We start from the raw sequence: 16988 nt of genomic DNA, 5'->3' as shown, positions 1-16988 counted from the left end.
CCGGACGTCGACCCCGAGGGAGCCCCGTGACGACGAGCCCTGCCGCGCCTCCGCTCCGGGCCGAGCCGGCCGAGCGCGCCCGCACCGTCGGCAGCCGGGCGTCGGCCGCGCTGCGCGTCCGCGGCCTGGACGCCGGACGGCCCCTGGCGTCGGCGACCACCGCGGCGGGCGCCACCTTCGTGCTGGTGCCCACCGGCGGCGAGGTGGACGCCGCACTGGCCGGCCGCGCAGACCTCACCGCCGTCCTCCTGGTCAGCGACCGGGCGCCGGTGCCGCTGCGCGACCCGGTGCGGGCCACGCTGTGGCTGTCCGGCTGGCTCACCCGGGTGCACCCGTCCGCAGTGCGCGCCGCCGTCCTGGACGTCGCCGCCGTCCGCCCGGTGGGCGCGCTGCTCGACGTCGGCCGCGGGGCCACCCTGCTGCGCCTGGACGTGGCCGAGGTGGTGCTGCGCGAGGGTTCTCGCTGCACCGAGGTCGACCCGCGGGCCTACGCGGAGGCATCTCCCGACCCGCTGGCCGCCGTCGAGGCGACGGTGCTGCAGCACCTGGACCGCACCCACCCCGAGGTGCTCGACCTGCTGCGCGGCCGCATCCCGGCCGGCGAGCTCGGCCCGCGCGACGTCGTCCGCCCGCTGGGCCTGGACCGGCTGGGCTACCGGCTGCGCATCGAGCGCCCCACCGGCCACCGCGACCTGCGGGTGCCCTTCCCGCGGCCGCTCACCTGCCCGGGCCAGCTGGCGGCCGCCACCCGCCGGCTGGTCTGCGCCGCCCGGTGACCCGTTCGCCAATATCGCGATATTGGCTCCGGGTCAGCCCCGGTCCTCGGCGAGCAGGCGGGCCAGGCGGGTGCGCCGCGGGCGGACGTCGACCTGACTCACCGCGCGGGCCAGCGCCGCGCCGCTGGCGTGCACGACCGACAGGTGCCGCTGCGCACGAGTCAGCGCGGTGTAGACCAGCGGGCGGGACAGCATCCCGCCGGCCTCCGGCGGCAGGACGACGACCACACCGGGCCACTCCGAGCCCTGCGCGCGGTGCACGGTGATCGCCCAGCCGTGCCGCAGGTCGCCCATCGCCGACCCGCTGACCGTCACCGGCCCGGAGGCGAAGTCGACGTCCAGGCTGCCGTCGCCGGTGCCGGTGACCACGCCGGTCTCCCCGTTGGCGAAGCCGATCGGCTCCAGGTCCAGGTGGTTGGCCGTGGCCACCACCCGGTCGCCGACGTCGAAGCCCCACACCGTGCCGTCGCCGGGGTTGAGCCGGGCCTTGAGCGCCTTGTTCAGCTCGATGGTGCCGGCCGGGCCGCGGTGCACCGGCGTCACCACCTGCACGGTGGCCGGGTCGATGCCCAGCGCCCGCGGGATGGAGTCGGTCACCAGCTGCACCACCCGCTTGGCCGCCTCCGCGCTGCCCGACGCCGGGACGACGACGACCTCGCGGTCGGGGGAGTCCACCGGTGGCAGCTGCCCGGCCCGGACGGCGTTGGCCAGCCGCGCGATCGCCCCGCCCTCGGCCTGCCGGTAGAGGGTGGTCAGCTCGGTGACCGGCACGGCGCCGGAGTCGATCAGGTCGCCGAGCACGTGTCCGGGGCCGATCGAGGGCAGCTGCGCCGGGTCGCCGACCAGCAGCAGGTGGGTGCCGTCCGGGCAGGCCTCCAGCAGCGCCGCGGTGAGCTCGACGTCGAGCATGGAGGCCTCGTCGACCACGACGACGTCGGCGTCCAGCGGCCACTCCTCGTTCCGGGCGAACCCGCCGGAGGTGCCCTGGGCGCCGAGCAGCCGGTGCACGGTGACCGCCGGGTGGTCGGTCAGCTCCTCCAGCCGCTTGGCCGCCCGGCCGGTGGGGGCGGCCAGCGCCACGTCGGTGCCCTTGGTGCGCAGCAGTGCGACGACCGCGGCGACGGTGCGGCTCTTGCCGGTGCCCGGCCCGCCGGTCAGAAGCGAGACGCCGGCGCCGAGCACCTGGGCCACCGCCTGCTTCTGCGCGTCGTCCAGCCCCTTGGCCACGCTGCGGACGGCGGCGGGGTCGGCGATCCGCTCGGCGGTGGCGGCCAGCCGGGCCACGTTCTCTGCGACCGCCTCCTCGGCCATCCCGTAGCGGGCCAGCGAGAGGGTGCGCAGCGCGGGGTCCGGTTCCGGGGGCTCGGTGTCGGAGGACCCGTCCTCCTCCGGCTCCGGCGGTTCGTGCTCCAGGACCTCGCCGGACTCCACCGCCGCCACGATCGCCGCGGCCGGGTCGGCGACCTGCTCGGCGCGCAGCGCCGCGACCACCAGGTCGACGGGCAGCACGGTGTGCCCGTCGCGGGTGGCCGTCCGCAGCGTGTGCGCGACGACGGCCCGCCCGCGCCGGGTGTCCTGCCGGTCCGCGCCGGGCAGCACGGCGATGGCCAGCCGGTCGGCGTCGCCGAGGGTGACCCCGGTGAGGCCGAGCAGCGCCCACGGGTCGTCGCGCAGCCGGCGGGCGGCGTCGTTGCCCAGGGCGTCGGCGGCGGTCGAGGCGAGCTTCGCGTCCAGGCCGGCGCCGACCAGCAGCCCCACGACCTCGTAGGTGGGCGCGGCGGCCAGGAAGCCGGAGAACAGCCGTTCGGCGCGCTGGCGGCCCACCCGCGGGAGCTTCAGGAGCCGGTCGGCGGTGACGTCGTCGGGGGAGGTGATGCCCGCGGCGGGCAGCTCGGCGGCGGCCCGCCTGCCCAGTCCGGGCCACAGGCCGGCGGCGCAGAAGGCGGCGAAGACCGGGTCGGGGGCACTCACCGGTCGTACCGCCGCTCGGGGTAGCCGGAGCACGGCGCCGAGACGTCCTCCAGCGCGGTGCGGATCGCGGCCGGCAGCCGCACCACCTCCGCGTCCAGGGAGGTCTGCAGCTGCGCGGCGGTGCGCGCCCCGACCACGGCGGCGGTGACCCCCGGCCGGTCGCGCACCCAGGCCAGCGCCACCGCCAGCGGGGTGGTGCCCAGCCCGTCGGCGGCGGTGACCACGGACTCCACGATCCGGTCGGCGGTGGCCGAGCGCAGCCCGTCCAGGAAGGCCTGCCACTGCGGGGAGGCGCCCCGGGAGTCCTCCGGCGGGCCCTGCCGGTACTTGCCGGTGAGCAGCCCGCGGCCCAGCGGGGACCAGGCCAGCACGCCCACCCCCAGCGCCTCGGCGGCCGGCACCACCTCGCGCTCGACGCCGCGCTGCAGCAGCGAGTACTCCACCTGGGTGCTCGTCACCGGCACCCGGCCCGGCCAGGCCCGCTGCCAGGTGACGGCCTGGGCGGTCTGCCAGCCGGTGTAGTTGCTCAGGCCCACGTAGCGCACCCGGCCGGAGGAGACGGCGGCGTCACAGGCGGCGAGGGTCTCCTCCAGCGGCGTGGCGTCGTCCCAGCTGTGCAGCTGCCAGAGGTCCACGTGGTCGGTGCCCAGCCGCTCCAGGGAGGCGTCCAGCGCGGCGAGCAGGTGCCCGCGGGAGGCGCCGCGGCCCATCGGCCCGTGCCCGGTGCGCCCGACGGCCTTGGTGGCGACCAGCACGTCCGAGCGGGGGACGACGTCGGCCAGCAGCCGGCCCAGGGTGCGCTCGCTGTCCCCGTCGCAGTAGACGTCGGCGGTGTCGACCAGCGTGCCGCCGGCGTCGACGAACGCGGTCAGCTGCACCGCGGCGTCGTCCTCGTCGGTGTCCCGCCCCCAGGTCATGGTGCCCAGGGCCAGCCGGGAGACGACCAGCCCGCTGCGCCCGAGTGCGCGTTGTTCCACGGGAGGCCAACCTACCGGCGGGTCGGGGTGCGGGCCGGGGACCGCGGTGGGTGCCTGCGTGCCGCGCCCGGGGGTCCGGACGGGCGCGCCTAGGGTGGCCTCCCGTGCTCCCGCTGCCCGCCCGCGCCCCCCGCCCCGCACGCCCCGGCCGACGGGGGCGCAGCGGCCGATGAGCTGGCTGGAGGCCGTCGTCCTGGGGCTGGTGCAGGGGCTCACGGAGTTCCTGCCGATCTCCTCCAGCGCGCACCTGCGGGTCGTGGGGGAGGCGTTCGGCTGGGGCGACCCGGGGGCGGCGTTCACCGCGATCACCCAGATCGGCACCGAGGCCGCGGTGCTGCTCTACTTCCGCCGGGAGATCGGCCGGATCCTCACCGCGTGGGTGCGCTCGCTGACCGACCGCGCGGCGCGGCGCGACCCCGACGCCCGGATGGGCTGGCTGATCATCGTGGGCACCCTGCCGATCGGCGTCCTGGGGCTGCTGTTCCAGGACAGCATCGAGACCACCTTCCGCGACCTGCGGGTCGTGGCCGTCGCGCTGGTCGCCTTCTCGGTGGTCCTCTACTGGGCCGACCGGGTGGGCCGCAAGCAGCGCGAGCTGGACCAGCTGACCGTCGGGCACGGCATCGCCTTCGGGTTCGCCCAGGCCATGGCGCTGGTCCCCGGCGTCTCCCGCTCCGGCGGCACCATCACCATGGGCCTGTTCCTCGGCTACTCGCGGGCGGCCGCGGCCCGGTACTCCTTCCTGCTCGCCGTCCCCGCCGTCCTGGCCTCGGGCTTCTTCCAGGTCTACGAGGCGCTGACCGGGGGCGTGGCCGGGGAGTCGGTGTCCTGGGGGCCGACCATCCTGGCCACCGTGCTGGCCTTCGGCGTCGGCCTGGCGGTGATCGCCTGGCTACTGCGTTACCTGGACCGCGGCAGCTTCACGCCGTTCGTGGTCTACCGGGTGGTGCTGGGCCTGCTGCTGCTCGCCCTCGTCGGCGCCGGGGTCCTCGCGCCGCAGTAGCCGGCCCTCACCGGCGGTGCGCCGCCCGCTCGACGTGGTCGCCGATCGCCGCGGCGACCTCGGCCGCGTCCAGGACCGGCACCGTGTGGTGGCTGGCCCGCGGGAGCTCCACCACCGTGGCGTCGGGCAGCAGCGCGCGTGCCCGCCGAGCGACCCGACGCGGGTGGTGGGCGCGGCTGCGGCCGGCGACGTTGCCCTGGGCCCACGGTGACCGCCTCCTGCCGGAGCCCGCGCCGAGCGCGCGAGGCGCGGGCGGAGGGGGGGCCTTCTAGGCTCGGACGTCGTGACCACCGTCCTCCTCCTGCGGCACGGCCGGACGACGGCCAACGCCGGCGGCGTCCTGGCCGGCTGGACCCCCGGCGTGCAGCTCGACGAGACCGGCGAGAGGCAGGCGCGGGCGGTGGGGGAGCGGCTGGCGCCGGTGCCGCTGGCCGCCGTCGTGAGCAGCCCGCTGGAGCGCTGCCGGCAGACCGCCGCCGCCGTGCTGGCCGGCCGGGACCTCGAGCCCGCCACCGACGACCGGCTCGGCGAGGCCCGCTACGGCGACTGGACCAACCGGCCGATCAAGGAGCTGGCCAAGGACCCGCTGTGGAAGGTGGTGCAGCAGCACCCCTCGGCCGCGGTCTTCCCCGGCCCCGAGGGCGAGGGGCTGGCCCAGACCCAGGCCCGCGCCGTGGCCGCCGTCCGGGAGTGGAACGCCCGGCTGGGCCCGGACGCCGTCTGGCTGGCGTGCAGCCACGGTGACGTGATCAAGGCGGTCCTCGCCGACGCGCTGGGCCTGCACCTGGACCAGTTCCAACGGATCGTCGTCGACCCCGCCTCGGTGTCGGTCGTCACCTACACCGACACCCGGCCGTTCGTGGTGCGGATGAACGACACCGGTGGGGACGTCGCCCCGCTCGTCCCCCCGAAGAAGCGGCCGCGGCGCCGGCGGGGACGGGACTCCGACGCGGTGGTCGGCGGCGGTGCGGGCGCCGGCGTCTGACCTCGCGTCGCCGGGGCGCCGGGCGGGTCGGCCCGCGTAACCTGGGCGCGTGCCCCGCCAGGTCTTCCTCTTCGAGCGCCCGTCCCGGTTCGTCGCCGGCACGGTGGGCCAGCCCGGCGACCGCACCTTCTACCTGCAGGCCGCCGACGCCGCGGGCCGGGTGGTCAGCGTGGCGCTGGAGAAGGCCCAGGTGCAGGTGCTCGCCGACCGGATGAGCGAGCTGCTCGACGAGGTCGCCAACCGCCCCAACACCGTCGTCCCGCCGGACGCCGAGGTCGACGACCTGGAGCCGCTGGCCGCCCCGGTCGACGAGGAGTTCCGGGTCGCGGCGATGGGGCTGGCGTGGGACGGCGACGCGCAGGCCGTCGTGGTGGAGGCCGTGGCCGCCGGCGAGGAGCCGGTGGAGGAGGACGTGATCCTCTCCGACAGCGACGAGGGCCCCGACGCGCTGCGGGTGACCATCACCCCGGCCGCCGCCCGTGCCTTCGTCGTCCGCGCCCGCCGGGTGGTGGCCGCCGGCCGGCCGGCCTGCCCGCTGTGCTCCCTCCCGCTGGACCCGGCCGGGCACGTGTGCCCGCGGCAGAACGGCTACCGCCGCTGACCGGCACCGGCCCGGCGAGCGGGCGGCCCGTGCAGCCGGACCTGCGCCCGCCGGCCGACGACGCCGAGGCGTTCCTCCTGCTGCGCGAGGGGGAGATCGACCTCGAGGGCCGGATGCTCGACGCCTCCAACGTCACCCTGGTCGGGGCGGTGCAGTGCGGCGAGCTGGTCGCCGAGTGCGTCTACAAGCCGGTCGCCGGCGAGCGCCCGCTGTGGGACTTCCCCGACGGCACCCTCGCCGGCCGCGAGGTGTCCGCGGCGCTGGTCAGCGAGGCCACCGGCTGGCGGGTCGTGCCGCCCACCGTGCTGCGCGAGGGTCCCTTCGGCCCGGGCATGGTGCAGCTGTGGATCGACGGCGACCCCGACGTCGACCTCGCGGCGTTCGTGCGCTCGGACCATCCGGGGCTGCGGCGGATGGCCGTGTTCGACGCGGTGGTCAACAACGCCGACCGCAAGGGCGGGCACATCATCCCGACCTCGGCGGGTCACGTGTACGGCGTCGACCACGGCATCTGCTTCTCGGTGGACCCCAAGCTGCGCACCCTGCTGTGGCGCTGGGCCGGCAAGCCGCTCACCGCCGAGGCCGTCGAGGTGCTGGAGCGGCTCACCGGCGACCTCCTCGGTGACCTCGGCGAGCAGCTGCACGAGCACCTGACCCGCCGCGAGGTGCGCCGCACCCAGCAGCGGGTGGCCGACCTGCTGCGCACCGGCCGGCACCCGCAGCCCAGCGGCGAGTGGCCCGCGCTGCCCTGGCCGCCGTTCTGAGTGGTCCGTCGTCCTACCGGACGACACCGTCCCCGGCTAGGTTGCCGCCGTGCCGCACCGCAGCCGCCTGGCCGTCCTGATGCTCGACCTGCCGCCGGAGGTGCACGACGCCGGGCGGACGTTCTGGTCGGCCGCGACCGGGCACCGGGTGGAACCGGACCGGTTGGACGACGACTGGTCCTCCCTCGGCGCCTTCGCCGGGGGGTTCCACCTGGAGGTGCAGCGCACCGGGCGCGGGACGCCGCCGCGGTGGCACGTCGACGTGGAGACCGACGACGTCGACGCCGAGGTGGCCCGGCTGGTGGCGCTCGGGGCCACGCCGCTGCAGGACATGGGCGGCTTCTGGCAGATGCGCGACCCCGCCGGGCTGGTGTTCGACGTCGTCGGCGTGCAGACCGGCGAGGACTTCGACCGGCACGCCACCACCTGGCCCTGAGAGAGGACCACCCTTCCCCCCCACGCCTCGCACGCTCGCCGCGGGCCCCTGGAGGACGGCCGTTCCAGGCCGTCCCGCCGGGCACGCCCGCCAACCGCCGATGACCACGGCGCCGGCGCGGGCGCGCCCTCCGTCCGGGAGTCCACCGGCGGGGACGGGCCGGCCGGGTGCGTGGGCACCCGCCTCTAGGCTCGGTCCGTGCTCGCCTGGCCCGCTCCGCTCCTGCCGACCCTCCCGGGCCCCGGCCCGGTCCTGCGGCTGCACGACACCGCCCGGGGGGAGGTCGTCGACACCCGGCCGGGTCCGGTGGCGCGGATGTACGTCTGCGGGATCACCCCCTACGACGCCACCCACCTCGGCCACGCGGCCACCTACCTGGCCTTCGACCTGGTCAACCGGGTGTGGCGGGACGCCGGTCACGCCGTCCACTACGTGCAGAACGTCACCGACGTCGACGACCCGCTGCTGGAGCGGGCGGAGCGCGACGGCGAGGACTGGGTCGTGCTCGGCATGCGGGAGACGGCGCTGTTCCGGGAGGACATGACGGCGCTCCGGGTGCTGCCGCCGGACGACTACGTCGGCGCGGTCGAGTCGGTACCGCGGATCGTCGCCCACGTGGAGACACTGCTCGACGAGGGCCTGGCCTACGTCCTGGACGACGGCACCGGCGACGTCTACCACGACATCGCCCAGGCCCCCGGCTTCGGCAGCGAGTCCCGCTACGACGAGGCCACCATGCTGCGGCTGTCCGCCGAGCGCGGCGGCGACCCCGACCGCCCCGGCAAGCGCAACCGGCTGGACCCGGCGCTGTGGCGCGGCCGGCGGCCGGGGGAGCCGTCCTGGCCCGGGCCGCGCGGCATCCAGGGGCGCCCCGGCTGGCACATCGAGTGCGCCACGATCGCGCTGGAGACCATCGGCGCCGGCTTCGACGTCCAGGGCGGGGGCAGCGACCTGGTCTTCCCCCACCACGAGTTCTCCGCCGTGCACGCCGAGGCGCTGTCGTCCTCGGCGACCGGGGTGAAGCAGCCCTTCGCCCGGGCCTACGTGCACGCGGCGATGATCGGCCTGGACGGCGAGAAGATGAGCAAGAGCCGCGGCAACCTGGTCTTCGTGTCCAAGCTGCGCGGCGAGGGCGTGGACCCGATGGCGATCCGGCTGGCGCTGCTGGCCGGGCACTACCGCACCGACCGGACCTGGACGGCGCAGCTGCTGGCCGACGCCGAGCGGCGGCTGGACACCTGGCGCCGCGCCGTGGCCCGCGACGCCGGCGCCCCGGCGGCCCCGGTGCTGCAGGGCCTGCGCGAGCGGCTCGCCGACGACCTGGACACCCCCGCGGCGATCGCCCTGGTCGACGCCTGGGCCGCCCGCACGCTGGCCGCCGGCACCGGCGCCGACGGCGAGGCCGACGACGGCGCCCCGACGGTGGTCGCCGACGCGGTCGACGCCCTGCTCGGCGTGACCGTGGACGCGGGCACCCGGCGCTGATGGGCAGCGGGGGCTTCTCCCTGGTCGACCGGGCCGCCCGGGAGCGCGCGGAGGCCGCCCTCGCCCCGGCCGCGACCCGCTCGACGGCGTCCCGCGGCCGCGCCGTCGCCGAGCCCGAGGACCCGCTGCGCACCGCCTTCGAGCGCGACCGCGACCGCATCCTGCACGCCAAGGCGTTCCGCCGGCTCAAGCACAAGACCCAGGTCTTCCTCAACCCCGACGGCGACCACTTCGTCACCCGGCTGACCCACACGCTGCAGGTCACCCAGGTGGCCCGGTCGCTGGCCTGCGCGCTGGGCCTGAACGAGACCCTCGCCGAGGCGGTCGCGCTGGGCCACGACCTGGGGCACTCGCCGTTCGGCCACATCGGCGAGGACGCGCTGGGGCCCTACGTGCCCGGCGGCTGGCACCACGCCGCGCAGGGCGTGCGGATCGTCGAGGTGCTCGAACACCTCAACCTGACGTGGGAGGTGCGCGACGGCATCCGCGCGCACAGCTGGAAGATCACCCCGCCGCCGGCCACCCGCGAGGCGGAGTGCGTGCGCTACGCCGACCGGATCGGCTACCTGTCCCACGACGCGCTGGACGCCGTCCGCGCCGGCGTGCTGCGGGTTGCCGACCTCCCGGCGCGGGCCCGGGCGCTGTTCGGCGACCCGGGCAGCCGGATGGTGGGCGCGATGATCGACGCCGTCGTCGAGGGCTCGCTGGCCGACGGCGGAGCGGTGGTCATGGCCCCCGAGCCGCTGGCGGCCATGCACGAGCTGCGGGCCTTCATGTTCCAGCGGGTGTACGTCTCGGAGACCGCGGCGGGGCAGAAGCAGCTGGCCATCGACGTGACCCGCCGGCTGGTCGACCACCACCTGACGCACCCCGAGCTCATCCCGCCCACCTACCGGGACACCGCGGCCGACCCGGTCACCCAGGTCGTCGACTACGTGTCCGGGATGACCGACCGCTTCGCGCTGGCCACCCACGACCGGCTGTTCGGCGCGGACGCGACCGCCCGGATGCGCCCGCTGCTGCGCAGCCGCTGAGTCCAGTCCCGGTCCCGGTCCCCGTACGCCCCGGGTCTCGACCGTTATCCCTAACTCACGCGGCTCCTAGGTGGCCCTTCGCACGCGAAAGGCCGTGCGAGCCAAGCACCGATCAAGAGAAGGACCGCGTCGCAGGGGTCCGCCGCGAGCCCGGAGGGGTGGGGGGCGACGGGGTCCTGTCACTCTGCCGCCGCCCTCTGGGTCAGCTTGTGCCGCCGCGGCGGCGGAGGTAGCGCTCGAACTCGCGGGCGATCTGGTCGCCGTCGGCCTCGGACAGGTCGGTCTCGGTGGCCCGCTCCTCCAGGGAGCGCACGTACTCCACGACCTCGGCGTCCTCGTTGGCCATCTCGTCGACGGTCTTCACCCACTCGTCGGCCTGCCGCGGCAGCTCGCCGAGCGGCACGGTGAGCTCCAGGACCTCCTCGACCCGCCGCAGCAGCGCCACGGTCGCCCGGGGCGACGGCGGCTGGGAGACGTAGTGCGGGACGGCGGCCCAGAAGCTGATCGCCGGGAGCCCAGCCTGCACGCAGGCGTCCTGGAAGACGCCGAGGATGCCGGTGGGCCCCTCGTAGCTGGAGGTCTGCAGGCCCCAGTGCTCGGCGGACTCCGGGTCGTAGGCCGAGCCGCTGACCGGGGTGGGCCGGGTGTGCGGGGTGTCGGCCAGCAGCGCGCCGAGGCCGATGACGGTGCCCACCTCGAGCTCGTGGCACAGCTCGATGAGCTCCTGGCAGAACCCGCGCCAGCGCATGTTCGGCTCGATGCCGCGGATGAGCACCACGTCGCGCTCGGAGCCCGGCGGGCGGGCCACGGAGATGCGCGTGGTGGGCCACTCGATGCGCCGGCTCAACCCGCCGACGAGGGAGACGGTGGGCCGGTTGACCTGGAAGTCGTAGTAGTCCTCGGGGTCCAGCGCGGCGAGCGGGGTGGCGTCCCACGTCAGCTCGAGGTGCTCCAGCGCCCCGGTGGCCGCGTCCCCGGCGTCGTTCCAGCCCTCGAAGGCGACGACCACCACCGGGTCGGTCAGCCGGGGCAGGTCCTCAGGGGTGGACTTCGGGTCGATCACCCCTGCGAGCCTACGTCGGTCACCCGCCCGCGCCCGGCCGGTCGGCCCGACGGCGCGACCGGCGTCCCCCACGCGTGCGACCGGTGCACCACGCACGGGCGGCTACCCTGGCTCGGTGTCGTCCCGCACCCCGTCGCCCGCCCTCCGACCGGACGCGACCGCGGACCTCACGGCCCTGCTGCGGCAGCGGATCCTGGTCCTCGACGGGGCCATGGGGACGGCGATCCAGCGGGACCGCCCCGACGAGGCCGGCTACCGCGGCGAGCGCTTCGCCGACTGGCCCAGCGACGTCCAGGGAAACAACGACCTGCTCGTCCTGACCGCGCCGGAGCTGGTCGCCGGCATCCACCGCGAGTACCTCGACGCCGGCGCGGACGTCATCGAGACCAACACCTTCAACGCCACCGCCATCTCGCTGCGCGACTACGGCATGTCCGACCTCGCCCACGAGATCAACGTGGCCGCCGCCCGGCTGGCCCGCCGGGAGGCCGACGCGGCCACCGCCCGGACGCCGGACCGACCGCGCTACGTCGCCGGCGCGCTGGGCCCGACCAGCCGGACGGCGTCCATCTCCCCGGACGTCAACGACCCCGGCGCCCGCAACGTCACCTTCGACGAGCTCGCCGAGGCCTACCTGGAGCAGGCCGACGGGCTGGTCGACGGCGGGGTCGACCTGCTGCTCGTCGAGACGGTCTTCGACACGCTCAACGCCAAGGCGGCGCTGTTCGCCCTGGAGACGCTGTTCGAGCAGCGCGGCCGGCGCTGGCCGGTGATGGTCTCCGGCACGATCACCGACGCCTCCGGCCGCACCCTGTCGGGACAGACCACCGAGGCCTTCTGGAACTCCGTGCGGCACGCGCGCCCGCTGATGGTCGGGCTGAACTGCGCGCTGGGTGCCGCGGAGATGCGGCCCTACCTGGCCGAGCTGTCGCGGGTCGCCGACACGTTCGTCTCCTGCTACCCCAACGCCGGGCTGCCCAACGCGTTCGGCGAGTACGACGAGTCCCCGGAGGAGACCGCGGCCGTCCTCGCCGAGTTCGCCGCGGCCGGGTTCGTCAACCTGGTCGGCGGCTGCTGCGGGACGACGCCGGCGCACGTCGCGGCGATCGCCGGCGTCGTGGAGGGCCGCGCCCCGCGCACCCCGCCCACCACACGGCCGGCGCTGCGGCTGTCCGGCCTGGAGCCGCTGACCGTCGACGCGGACTCGCTGTTCGTCAACGTCGGCGAGCGCACCAACATCACCGGCTCAGCCCGCTTCCGCCGGCTGATCCGCGAGGGCGACTACCCGACCGCGCTGGCCGTCGCCCGCCAGCAGGTGGAGTCCGGCGCGCAGGTCATCGACGTCAACATGGACGAGGGGATGATCGACGGCGTCGCGGCCATGGACCGCTTCCTCAAGCTGGTCGCCGCCGAACCCGACATCTGCCGCGTCCCGGTGATGGTCGACTCCTCCAAGTGGGAGGTCATCGAGGCCGGCCTCAAGTGCGTGCAGGGCAAGTCGATCGTCAACTCCATCTCGTTGAAGAACGGCGAGCAGGAGTTCGTCGAGCAGGCCCGGCTGTGCCGCAAGCACGGCGCCGCGGTCGTCGTCATGGCCTTCGACGAGCAGGGCCAGGCCGACACCCTCGCCCGCCGCCAGGAGATCTGCCGGCGGGCCTACGACGTCCTGGTCGACCAGGTCGGCTTCCCGGCCGAGGACGTGATCTTCGACCCCAACGTGTTCGCCGTCGCCACCGGCATCGAGGAGCACGCCCGCTACGGGCTGGACTTCATCGAGGCCACCCGCTGGATCAAGCAGGCCCTGCCGCACGCGCTGGTGTCCGGCGGCGTGTCCAACGTGTCGTTCTCCTTCCGCGGCAACAACCGCGTGCGCGAGGCGATCCACGCGGTGTTCCTCTACCACGCGGTCCGCGCCGGCATGGACATGGGCATCGTCAACGCCGGGGCGCTGGAGGTCTACGACGAGGTCCCCGCCGACCTGCGCGAGCGGATCGAGGACGTCGTCCTGGCGCGGCGGCCCGACGCCACCGAGCGGCTCCTGGAGGTCGCCGGTGACTACGCCGCCACCGGCGCGGCGCAGGAGGCGGCCGGCGAGGAGTGGCGGACGCTGCCGGTCGGGGAGCGGATCACCCACGCGCTGGTGAAGGGCATCGACGAGTTCGTCGAGGCCGACACCGAGGAGCTGCGGCAGGAGATCGCCGGGCGCGGCGGCCGGCCGATCGAGGTCATCGAGGGCCCGCTCATGGGCGGGATGAACGTCGTCGGCGACCTGTTCGGCCAGGGCAAGATGTTCCTGCCGCAGGTGGTGAAGTCCGCCCGCGTGATGAAGAAGGCCGTCGCCCACCTCGTCCCCTACATCGAGGCGGAGAAGCAGCCCGGGGACGCCGAGCGCAGCAACGGGCGCGTCGTCATGGCCACCGTGAAGGGCGACGTCCACGACATCGGCAAGAACATCGTCGGCGTCGTCCTGCAGTGCAACAACTACGACGTCGTCGACCTCGGCGTCATGGTGCCGGCGCAGAAGGTGCTGGACGCGGCCAAGGCCGAGGGGGCCGACGTCATCGGCCTGTCCGGGCTGATCACCCCGTCGCTGGACGAGATGAGCAACCTGGCCGCGGAGATGGAGCGGCAGGGCTTCGACATCCCGCTGCTCATCGGCGGGGCGACGACGTCGCGCGCGCACACCGCGGTCAAGGTCGCCCCGCGCTACCACGGCCCGGTCATCTGGGTGAAGGACGCCTCCCGCTCGGTGCCGGTCGTGGCCGCGCTGCTGTCCAACGAGCAGCGGCCGAAGCTGCTCGCCGACGTGCAGACCGAGTACGCCGGGCTGCGGGAGCGGCACGCCGCCCGCCAGGACACCCGCCCGCTGCTCTCCCTGGCCGACGCCCGGGACGCCGCGCCGGCCCTGGACTGGTCGGATTACACGCCGCCGCGGCCCCGGATGCTGCTGCAGCAGGCGCGCGACCTGTGCACCGGGCCGGACTGCGACCACCGGCACGGCGCGGCCACCCAGTTCACCCGCGTGTTCGACGACTACCCGCTGGAGGAGCTGCGCGGGTACGTCGACTGGCAGCCGTTCTTCAACGCCTGGGAGATGCGCGGCCGGTTCCCCGACATCCTGCACAACCCGGCGACCGGCGAGGCCGCGCGCCGGCTGTACGCCGACGCGCAGGAGATGCTCGACCGGGTCGTCGGCGAGCGCTGGCTGCAGGCCAAGGGCGTGTTCGGCCTGTTCCCGGCCGCGCGGGTGGACGGCGAGGACATCCGCGTCTACACCGACGAGTCGCGCACCGCCGTCCGGACGACGCTGCACCAGCTGCGCCAGCAGACCCGCGGCCGCGACGGCTCGCCGCGGAAGTCCCTGGCCGACCTCGTGGCGCCGGAGGAGAGCGGGCTGCGTGACCACGTCGGCGCGTTCGCCGTCACCGCGGGCCTGGGCTCCGCCGAGCGGGTCGCCGCCTTCAAGGCCGCCCACGACGACTACGCCGCGATCATGCTCGAGGCGCTGGCCGACCGGCTCGCCGAGGCGTTCGCCGAGCGGCTGCACCAGCGGGTGCGCACCGAGTTCTGGGGCTACGCCCCCGACGAGCGCCTCGACGGCGAGGCCCTGATCGCCGAGCGGTACGTCGGCATCCGCCCGGCCCCGGGCTACCCGGCCTGCCCGGAGCACACCGAGAAGCGCACCATCTGGGAGCTGCTCGACGTGGAGGCCACCACCGGCATCACGCTCACCGAGAGCATGGCCATGTGGCCCGGCGCCGCCGTCAGCGGGCTGTACTTCTCCCACCCGCAGTCGCGGTACTTCGTGCTGGGCCGGCTGGGCCGCGACCAGGTCGAGGACTACGCGCGGCGCAAGGGCTGGACGCTGGCCGAGGCGGAGCGGTGGCTGTCGCCGAACCTGGGGTACCGCACCGACGACGAGTGAAGGACCCCGGTGCCCCCCACCGCTCGCACGCTCGCGGCGGGCCCCTGCACCGGGGCCGGTTCCAGCACGTCACCACGCTCGGCGCGGGTCCCTGAAGGGTGGCCGTTCCAGCACGTCGCCGGGGCCGTTCCGGCACCTCGTCGGCCGGTGCTCCGTTCACCGGGGGTTCAGCACCTGGCAAGCTGGGCTGGTGCTCCCGCGGACCCACGTCGTGCTCGGCGGCGGTGCCGCGATGGGGGCCTTCCAGGCCGGCGGCCTGCTGGCCCTGCTGGAGGCGGGCGTGCCCGTCGACGCGCTGCACGGCAGCTCCGTCGGGGCGGTCAACGCCGCCTTCCTCGCCGTCCGCCCCGACCGCGAGCGCGCCGCGGAGCTGACCCGGCTGTGGGGCGACCCGCTGATGACCCGGGTGCTGCGGCCGGGCTGGCCCGCTCGGGCTCGCGGCCTGGCCCGCTCGCTGCGCCCCGGCGGCGCCCTGCTCGACGACCGGCCGCTGCGCCGGCTGGTCACCCGGCACGTGCCGGTCCCCGACCTCGCCGCCCTGGCCGTGCCGGTGACGGTCACCACGACCTGTCTGGACTGCGGCACCGCCCACCGGCACGAGGCCGGCGACGTCGCGGACACCCTCGCGGCCAGCTGCGCGCTGCCCGGGCTGTTCCGCACCGTCGTGCTGCCCGACGGCCACCGGCACGTCGACGGCGGCATCGTCGACGGCGTGCCGATCGCCTCGGCGCTGCAGGCGGCCGGGCCGGGGGACCGGGTGCTGGTGCTCGACTGCGGCCTGGCGCCGGTGACCGGGCCGATCGACGTCTGCGCGGCCGCCTCCGACGTGCTGCCCGCCCAGGCCTGCGGGGTGCCGGTCGCGGTGGGCCGCACCCGGTACGTCCCGCCGGTCGAGGGCGGCGTCGGGGCGCTGGACGCCGTCCTGCAGGCCTTCACCGTCGCGCGCGCCGTGGCCAACCGGGCGGCCGTGCGCGATGCCCTGGCCGACCCGCGGGTGCACGTCGTCCCGCACGTGGCGGACGCGTGGGCCGCCGGGCTGCTGGACAGCCTTCCCCTCGGTCCGCGCGACGTGAGCCGCGCCGACGACCTGGTGCGGGCGGGGCGTGAGGTCACCCGGCAGTGGCTGGAGGCCCGCCCCGAGCTGGTGCCGGCCGCGGTCTCCAGGGGCTGAGGGCCCGCGGGCCGCCTCGGGGTGACGGCGGCCACCGGGGCACCATGGCGGTGGTGAGCCTCGACGTGCGACCCCGCTGCCTGCTGCAGGCCGTCCTGTTCGACATGGACGGCACGCTGGTGGAGACCGAGCAGCACTGGGGCGCGGCGCTGTTCGCCCTCGCCCGCCGACTCGGCGGGGAGATGTCGGCCGCGGCGCGGGAGCAGACGGTCGGCACGAGCATGCGGACGTCGATGGGCGTGCTGTACGCCGACCTGGGTCTCACCCGCACCGAGGCCGAGCTGGTCGCGGACTCCCGGTGGGTCGAGGACGCCGTCGCCGAGATGCTGGCCGGCCCGCTGGACTGGCGCCCGGGTGCCCGGGAGCTGCTCACCGAGGCCCGGGACGCCGCGCTGCCCACGGCGCTGGTGACCACCACGCCGCGGCGGCTGACCGACCTCGTGCTGGCCGAGGTCGAACGCGACCTGGGCGCCCTCCCCTTCGACGTCACCGTCTGCGGCGACGAGGTGCCCGCCCGCAAGCCCGACCCGGCGCCCTACCGGCAGGCGGTGACGGCCCTCGGGGTGGACGCCGCCGGGTGCGTGGCGCTCGAGGACTCGCTGGTCGGTGCCACGGCGGGGCTGGCCGCGGGCCTGGCGGTGCTGGGCGTCCCGTCCCTGCAGCCGCTCCCGGAGCTGCCCGGCCTGGTGCGCCGGGACACCCTGGCCGGCGTGCGGCTGGCCGACCTCGCCAGCCTGCTCACTGCGCGCGCCGAGGCGGACGCCCGGGCCTGACCACCCGGCCTGCGGCCCCGTCGC

The 16988-nt window shown here is 75.9% G+C and carries 14 protein-coding genes; 11 read left to right on the top strand and 3 right to left on the bottom strand.

Features of this window, described 5'->3' with window-relative positions; genetic code table 11:
* Window positions 1–26: 26 nt before the first annotated feature.
* Entirely contained in the window at window positions 27–776 is a 750-nt protein-coding gene (locus RTG05_RS11050; protein WP_166528669.1) for a DUF2470 domain-containing protein, read from the top strand.
* Between the two features lie 33 nt (window positions 777–809).
* On the opposite strand, the gene RTG05_RS11045 is transcribed toward RTG05_RS11050, so the two are convergent.
* On the bottom strand, window positions 810–2747 hold the full coding sequence (locus RTG05_RS11045) for an AAA family ATPase (protein WP_166528668.1): 1938 nt from the start codon (window positions 2745–2747) through the stop codon (window positions 810–812).
* On the bottom strand, window positions 2744–3724 hold the full coding sequence (locus RTG05_RS11040) for an aldo/keto reductase (RefSeq protein ID WP_166528667.1): 981 nt from the start codon (window positions 3722–3724) through the stop codon (window positions 2744–2746). Before RTG05_RS11040 ends, RTG05_RS11045 begins: the two co-directional genes overlap by 4 nt.
* Before the next feature lie 169 nt (window positions 3725–3893).
* Here RTG05_RS11040 and RTG05_RS11035 point away from each other — a divergent pair, with 169 nt between their 5' ends.
* The 7 genes from RTG05_RS11035 (at window position 3894) to RTG05_RS11005 (ending at window position 10032) form a co-directional block, all read left to right on the top strand.
* Window positions 3894–4727, top strand: coding sequence for an undecaprenyl-diphosphate phosphatase (locus RTG05_RS11035; RefSeq protein ID WP_166528666.1), 834 nt, complete (start codon window positions 3894–3896; stop codon window positions 4725–4727).
* A 283-nt stretch (window positions 4728–5010) separates the two neighbouring features.
* Window positions 5011–5712, top strand: coding sequence for a histidine phosphatase family protein (locus RTG05_RS11030; RefSeq protein WP_166528665.1), 702 nt, complete (start codon window positions 5011–5013; stop codon window positions 5710–5712).
* A 49-nt stretch (window positions 5713–5761) separates the two neighbouring features.
* Window positions 5762–6313 (top strand): DUF3090 family protein, encoded by a 552-nt coding sequence (locus tag RTG05_RS11025; RefSeq protein ID WP_166528664.1) that lies wholly within the window; start codon window positions 5762–5764, stop codon window positions 6311–6313.
* A 29-nt stretch (window positions 6314–6342) separates the two neighbouring features.
* The gene (locus tag RTG05_RS11020) at window positions 6343–7077 is read left to right on the top strand and encodes an SCO1664 family protein (protein ID WP_208104906.1); all 735 of its coding nucleotides are present in this window, start codon (window positions 6343–6345) and stop codon (window positions 7075–7077) included.
* Between the two features lie 49 nt (window positions 7078–7126).
* Entirely contained in the window at window positions 7127–7513 is a 387-nt protein-coding gene (locus RTG05_RS11015; protein WP_166528662.1) for a VOC family protein, read from the top strand.
* A gap of 198 nt (window positions 7514–7711) precedes the next feature.
* Window positions 7712–8998: a cysteine--1-D-myo-inosityl 2-amino-2-deoxy-alpha-D-glucopyranoside ligase gene (gene mshC / locus RTG05_RS11010; protein WP_166528661.1), complete on the top strand. Its 1287-nt coding sequence runs from the start codon at window positions 7712–7714 to the stop codon at window positions 8996–8998.
* The gene (locus RTG05_RS11005; protein WP_166528660.1) at window positions 8998–10032 is read left to right on the top strand and encodes an HD domain-containing protein; all 1035 of its coding nucleotides are present in this window, start codon (window positions 8998–9000) and stop codon (window positions 10030–10032) included. Before mshC ends, RTG05_RS11005 begins: the two co-directional genes overlap by 1 nt.
* Before the next feature lie 202 nt (window positions 10033–10234).
* Here the strand turns inward: RTG05_RS11005 and RTG05_RS11000 are convergent, their stop codons facing one another.
* Window positions 10235–11095 carry a PAC2 family protein gene (locus RTG05_RS11000; protein WP_166528659.1) on the bottom strand — a complete coding sequence of 287 codons (861 nt, stop codon included), beginning with the start codon at window positions 11093–11095 and terminating at the stop codon, window positions 10235–10237.
* A gap of 115 nt (window positions 11096–11210) precedes the next feature.
* On the opposite strand from RTG05_RS11000, the gene metH reads away from it, so the two are divergent.
* From metH to RTG05_RS10985, 3 genes are all read left to right on the top strand, one after another.
* The gene (gene metH, locus RTG05_RS10995) at window positions 11211–15020 is read left to right on the top strand and encodes a methionine synthase (protein ID WP_166528658.1); all 3810 of its coding nucleotides are present in this window, start codon (window positions 11211–11213) and stop codon (window positions 15018–15020) included.
* 190 nt (window positions 15021–15210) lie between these two features.
* Window positions 15211–16191, top strand: a complete 981-nt coding sequence (locus tag RTG05_RS10990; RefSeq protein WP_166528657.1) for a patatin-like phospholipase family protein — start codon at window positions 15211–15213, stop codon at window positions 16189–16191.
* Between the two features lie 53 nt (window positions 16192–16244).
* Window positions 16245–16964 carry an HAD family hydrolase gene (locus RTG05_RS10985; RefSeq protein WP_315912548.1) on the top strand — a complete coding sequence of 240 codons (720 nt, stop codon included), beginning with the start codon at window positions 16245–16247 and terminating at the stop codon, window positions 16962–16964.
* The last annotated feature ends 24 nt before the right edge of the window (window positions 16965–16988 follow it).

The organism is Geodermatophilus sp. DSM 44513 (assembly GCF_032460525.1).
Lineage (GTDB): Bacteria > Actinomycetota > Actinomycetes > Mycobacteriales > Geodermatophilaceae > Geodermatophilus.
The sequence above is the reverse complement of the archived record's forward strand: the minus strand, read 5'-3'. Positions and strand labels throughout refer to the sequence as shown.

Excerpts from the sequence above, each read along its gene's own strand:
- RTG05_RS11035 (WP_166528666.1), top strand. The coding sequence starts at position 3,894 with ATGAGCTGGCTGGAGGCCGTCGTCCTGGGGCTGGTGCAGGGGCTCACG.
- RTG05_RS11005 (WP_166528660.1), top strand. The coding sequence starts at position 8,998 with ATGGGCAGCGGGGGCTTCTCCCTGGTCGACCGGGCCGCCCGGGAGCGC.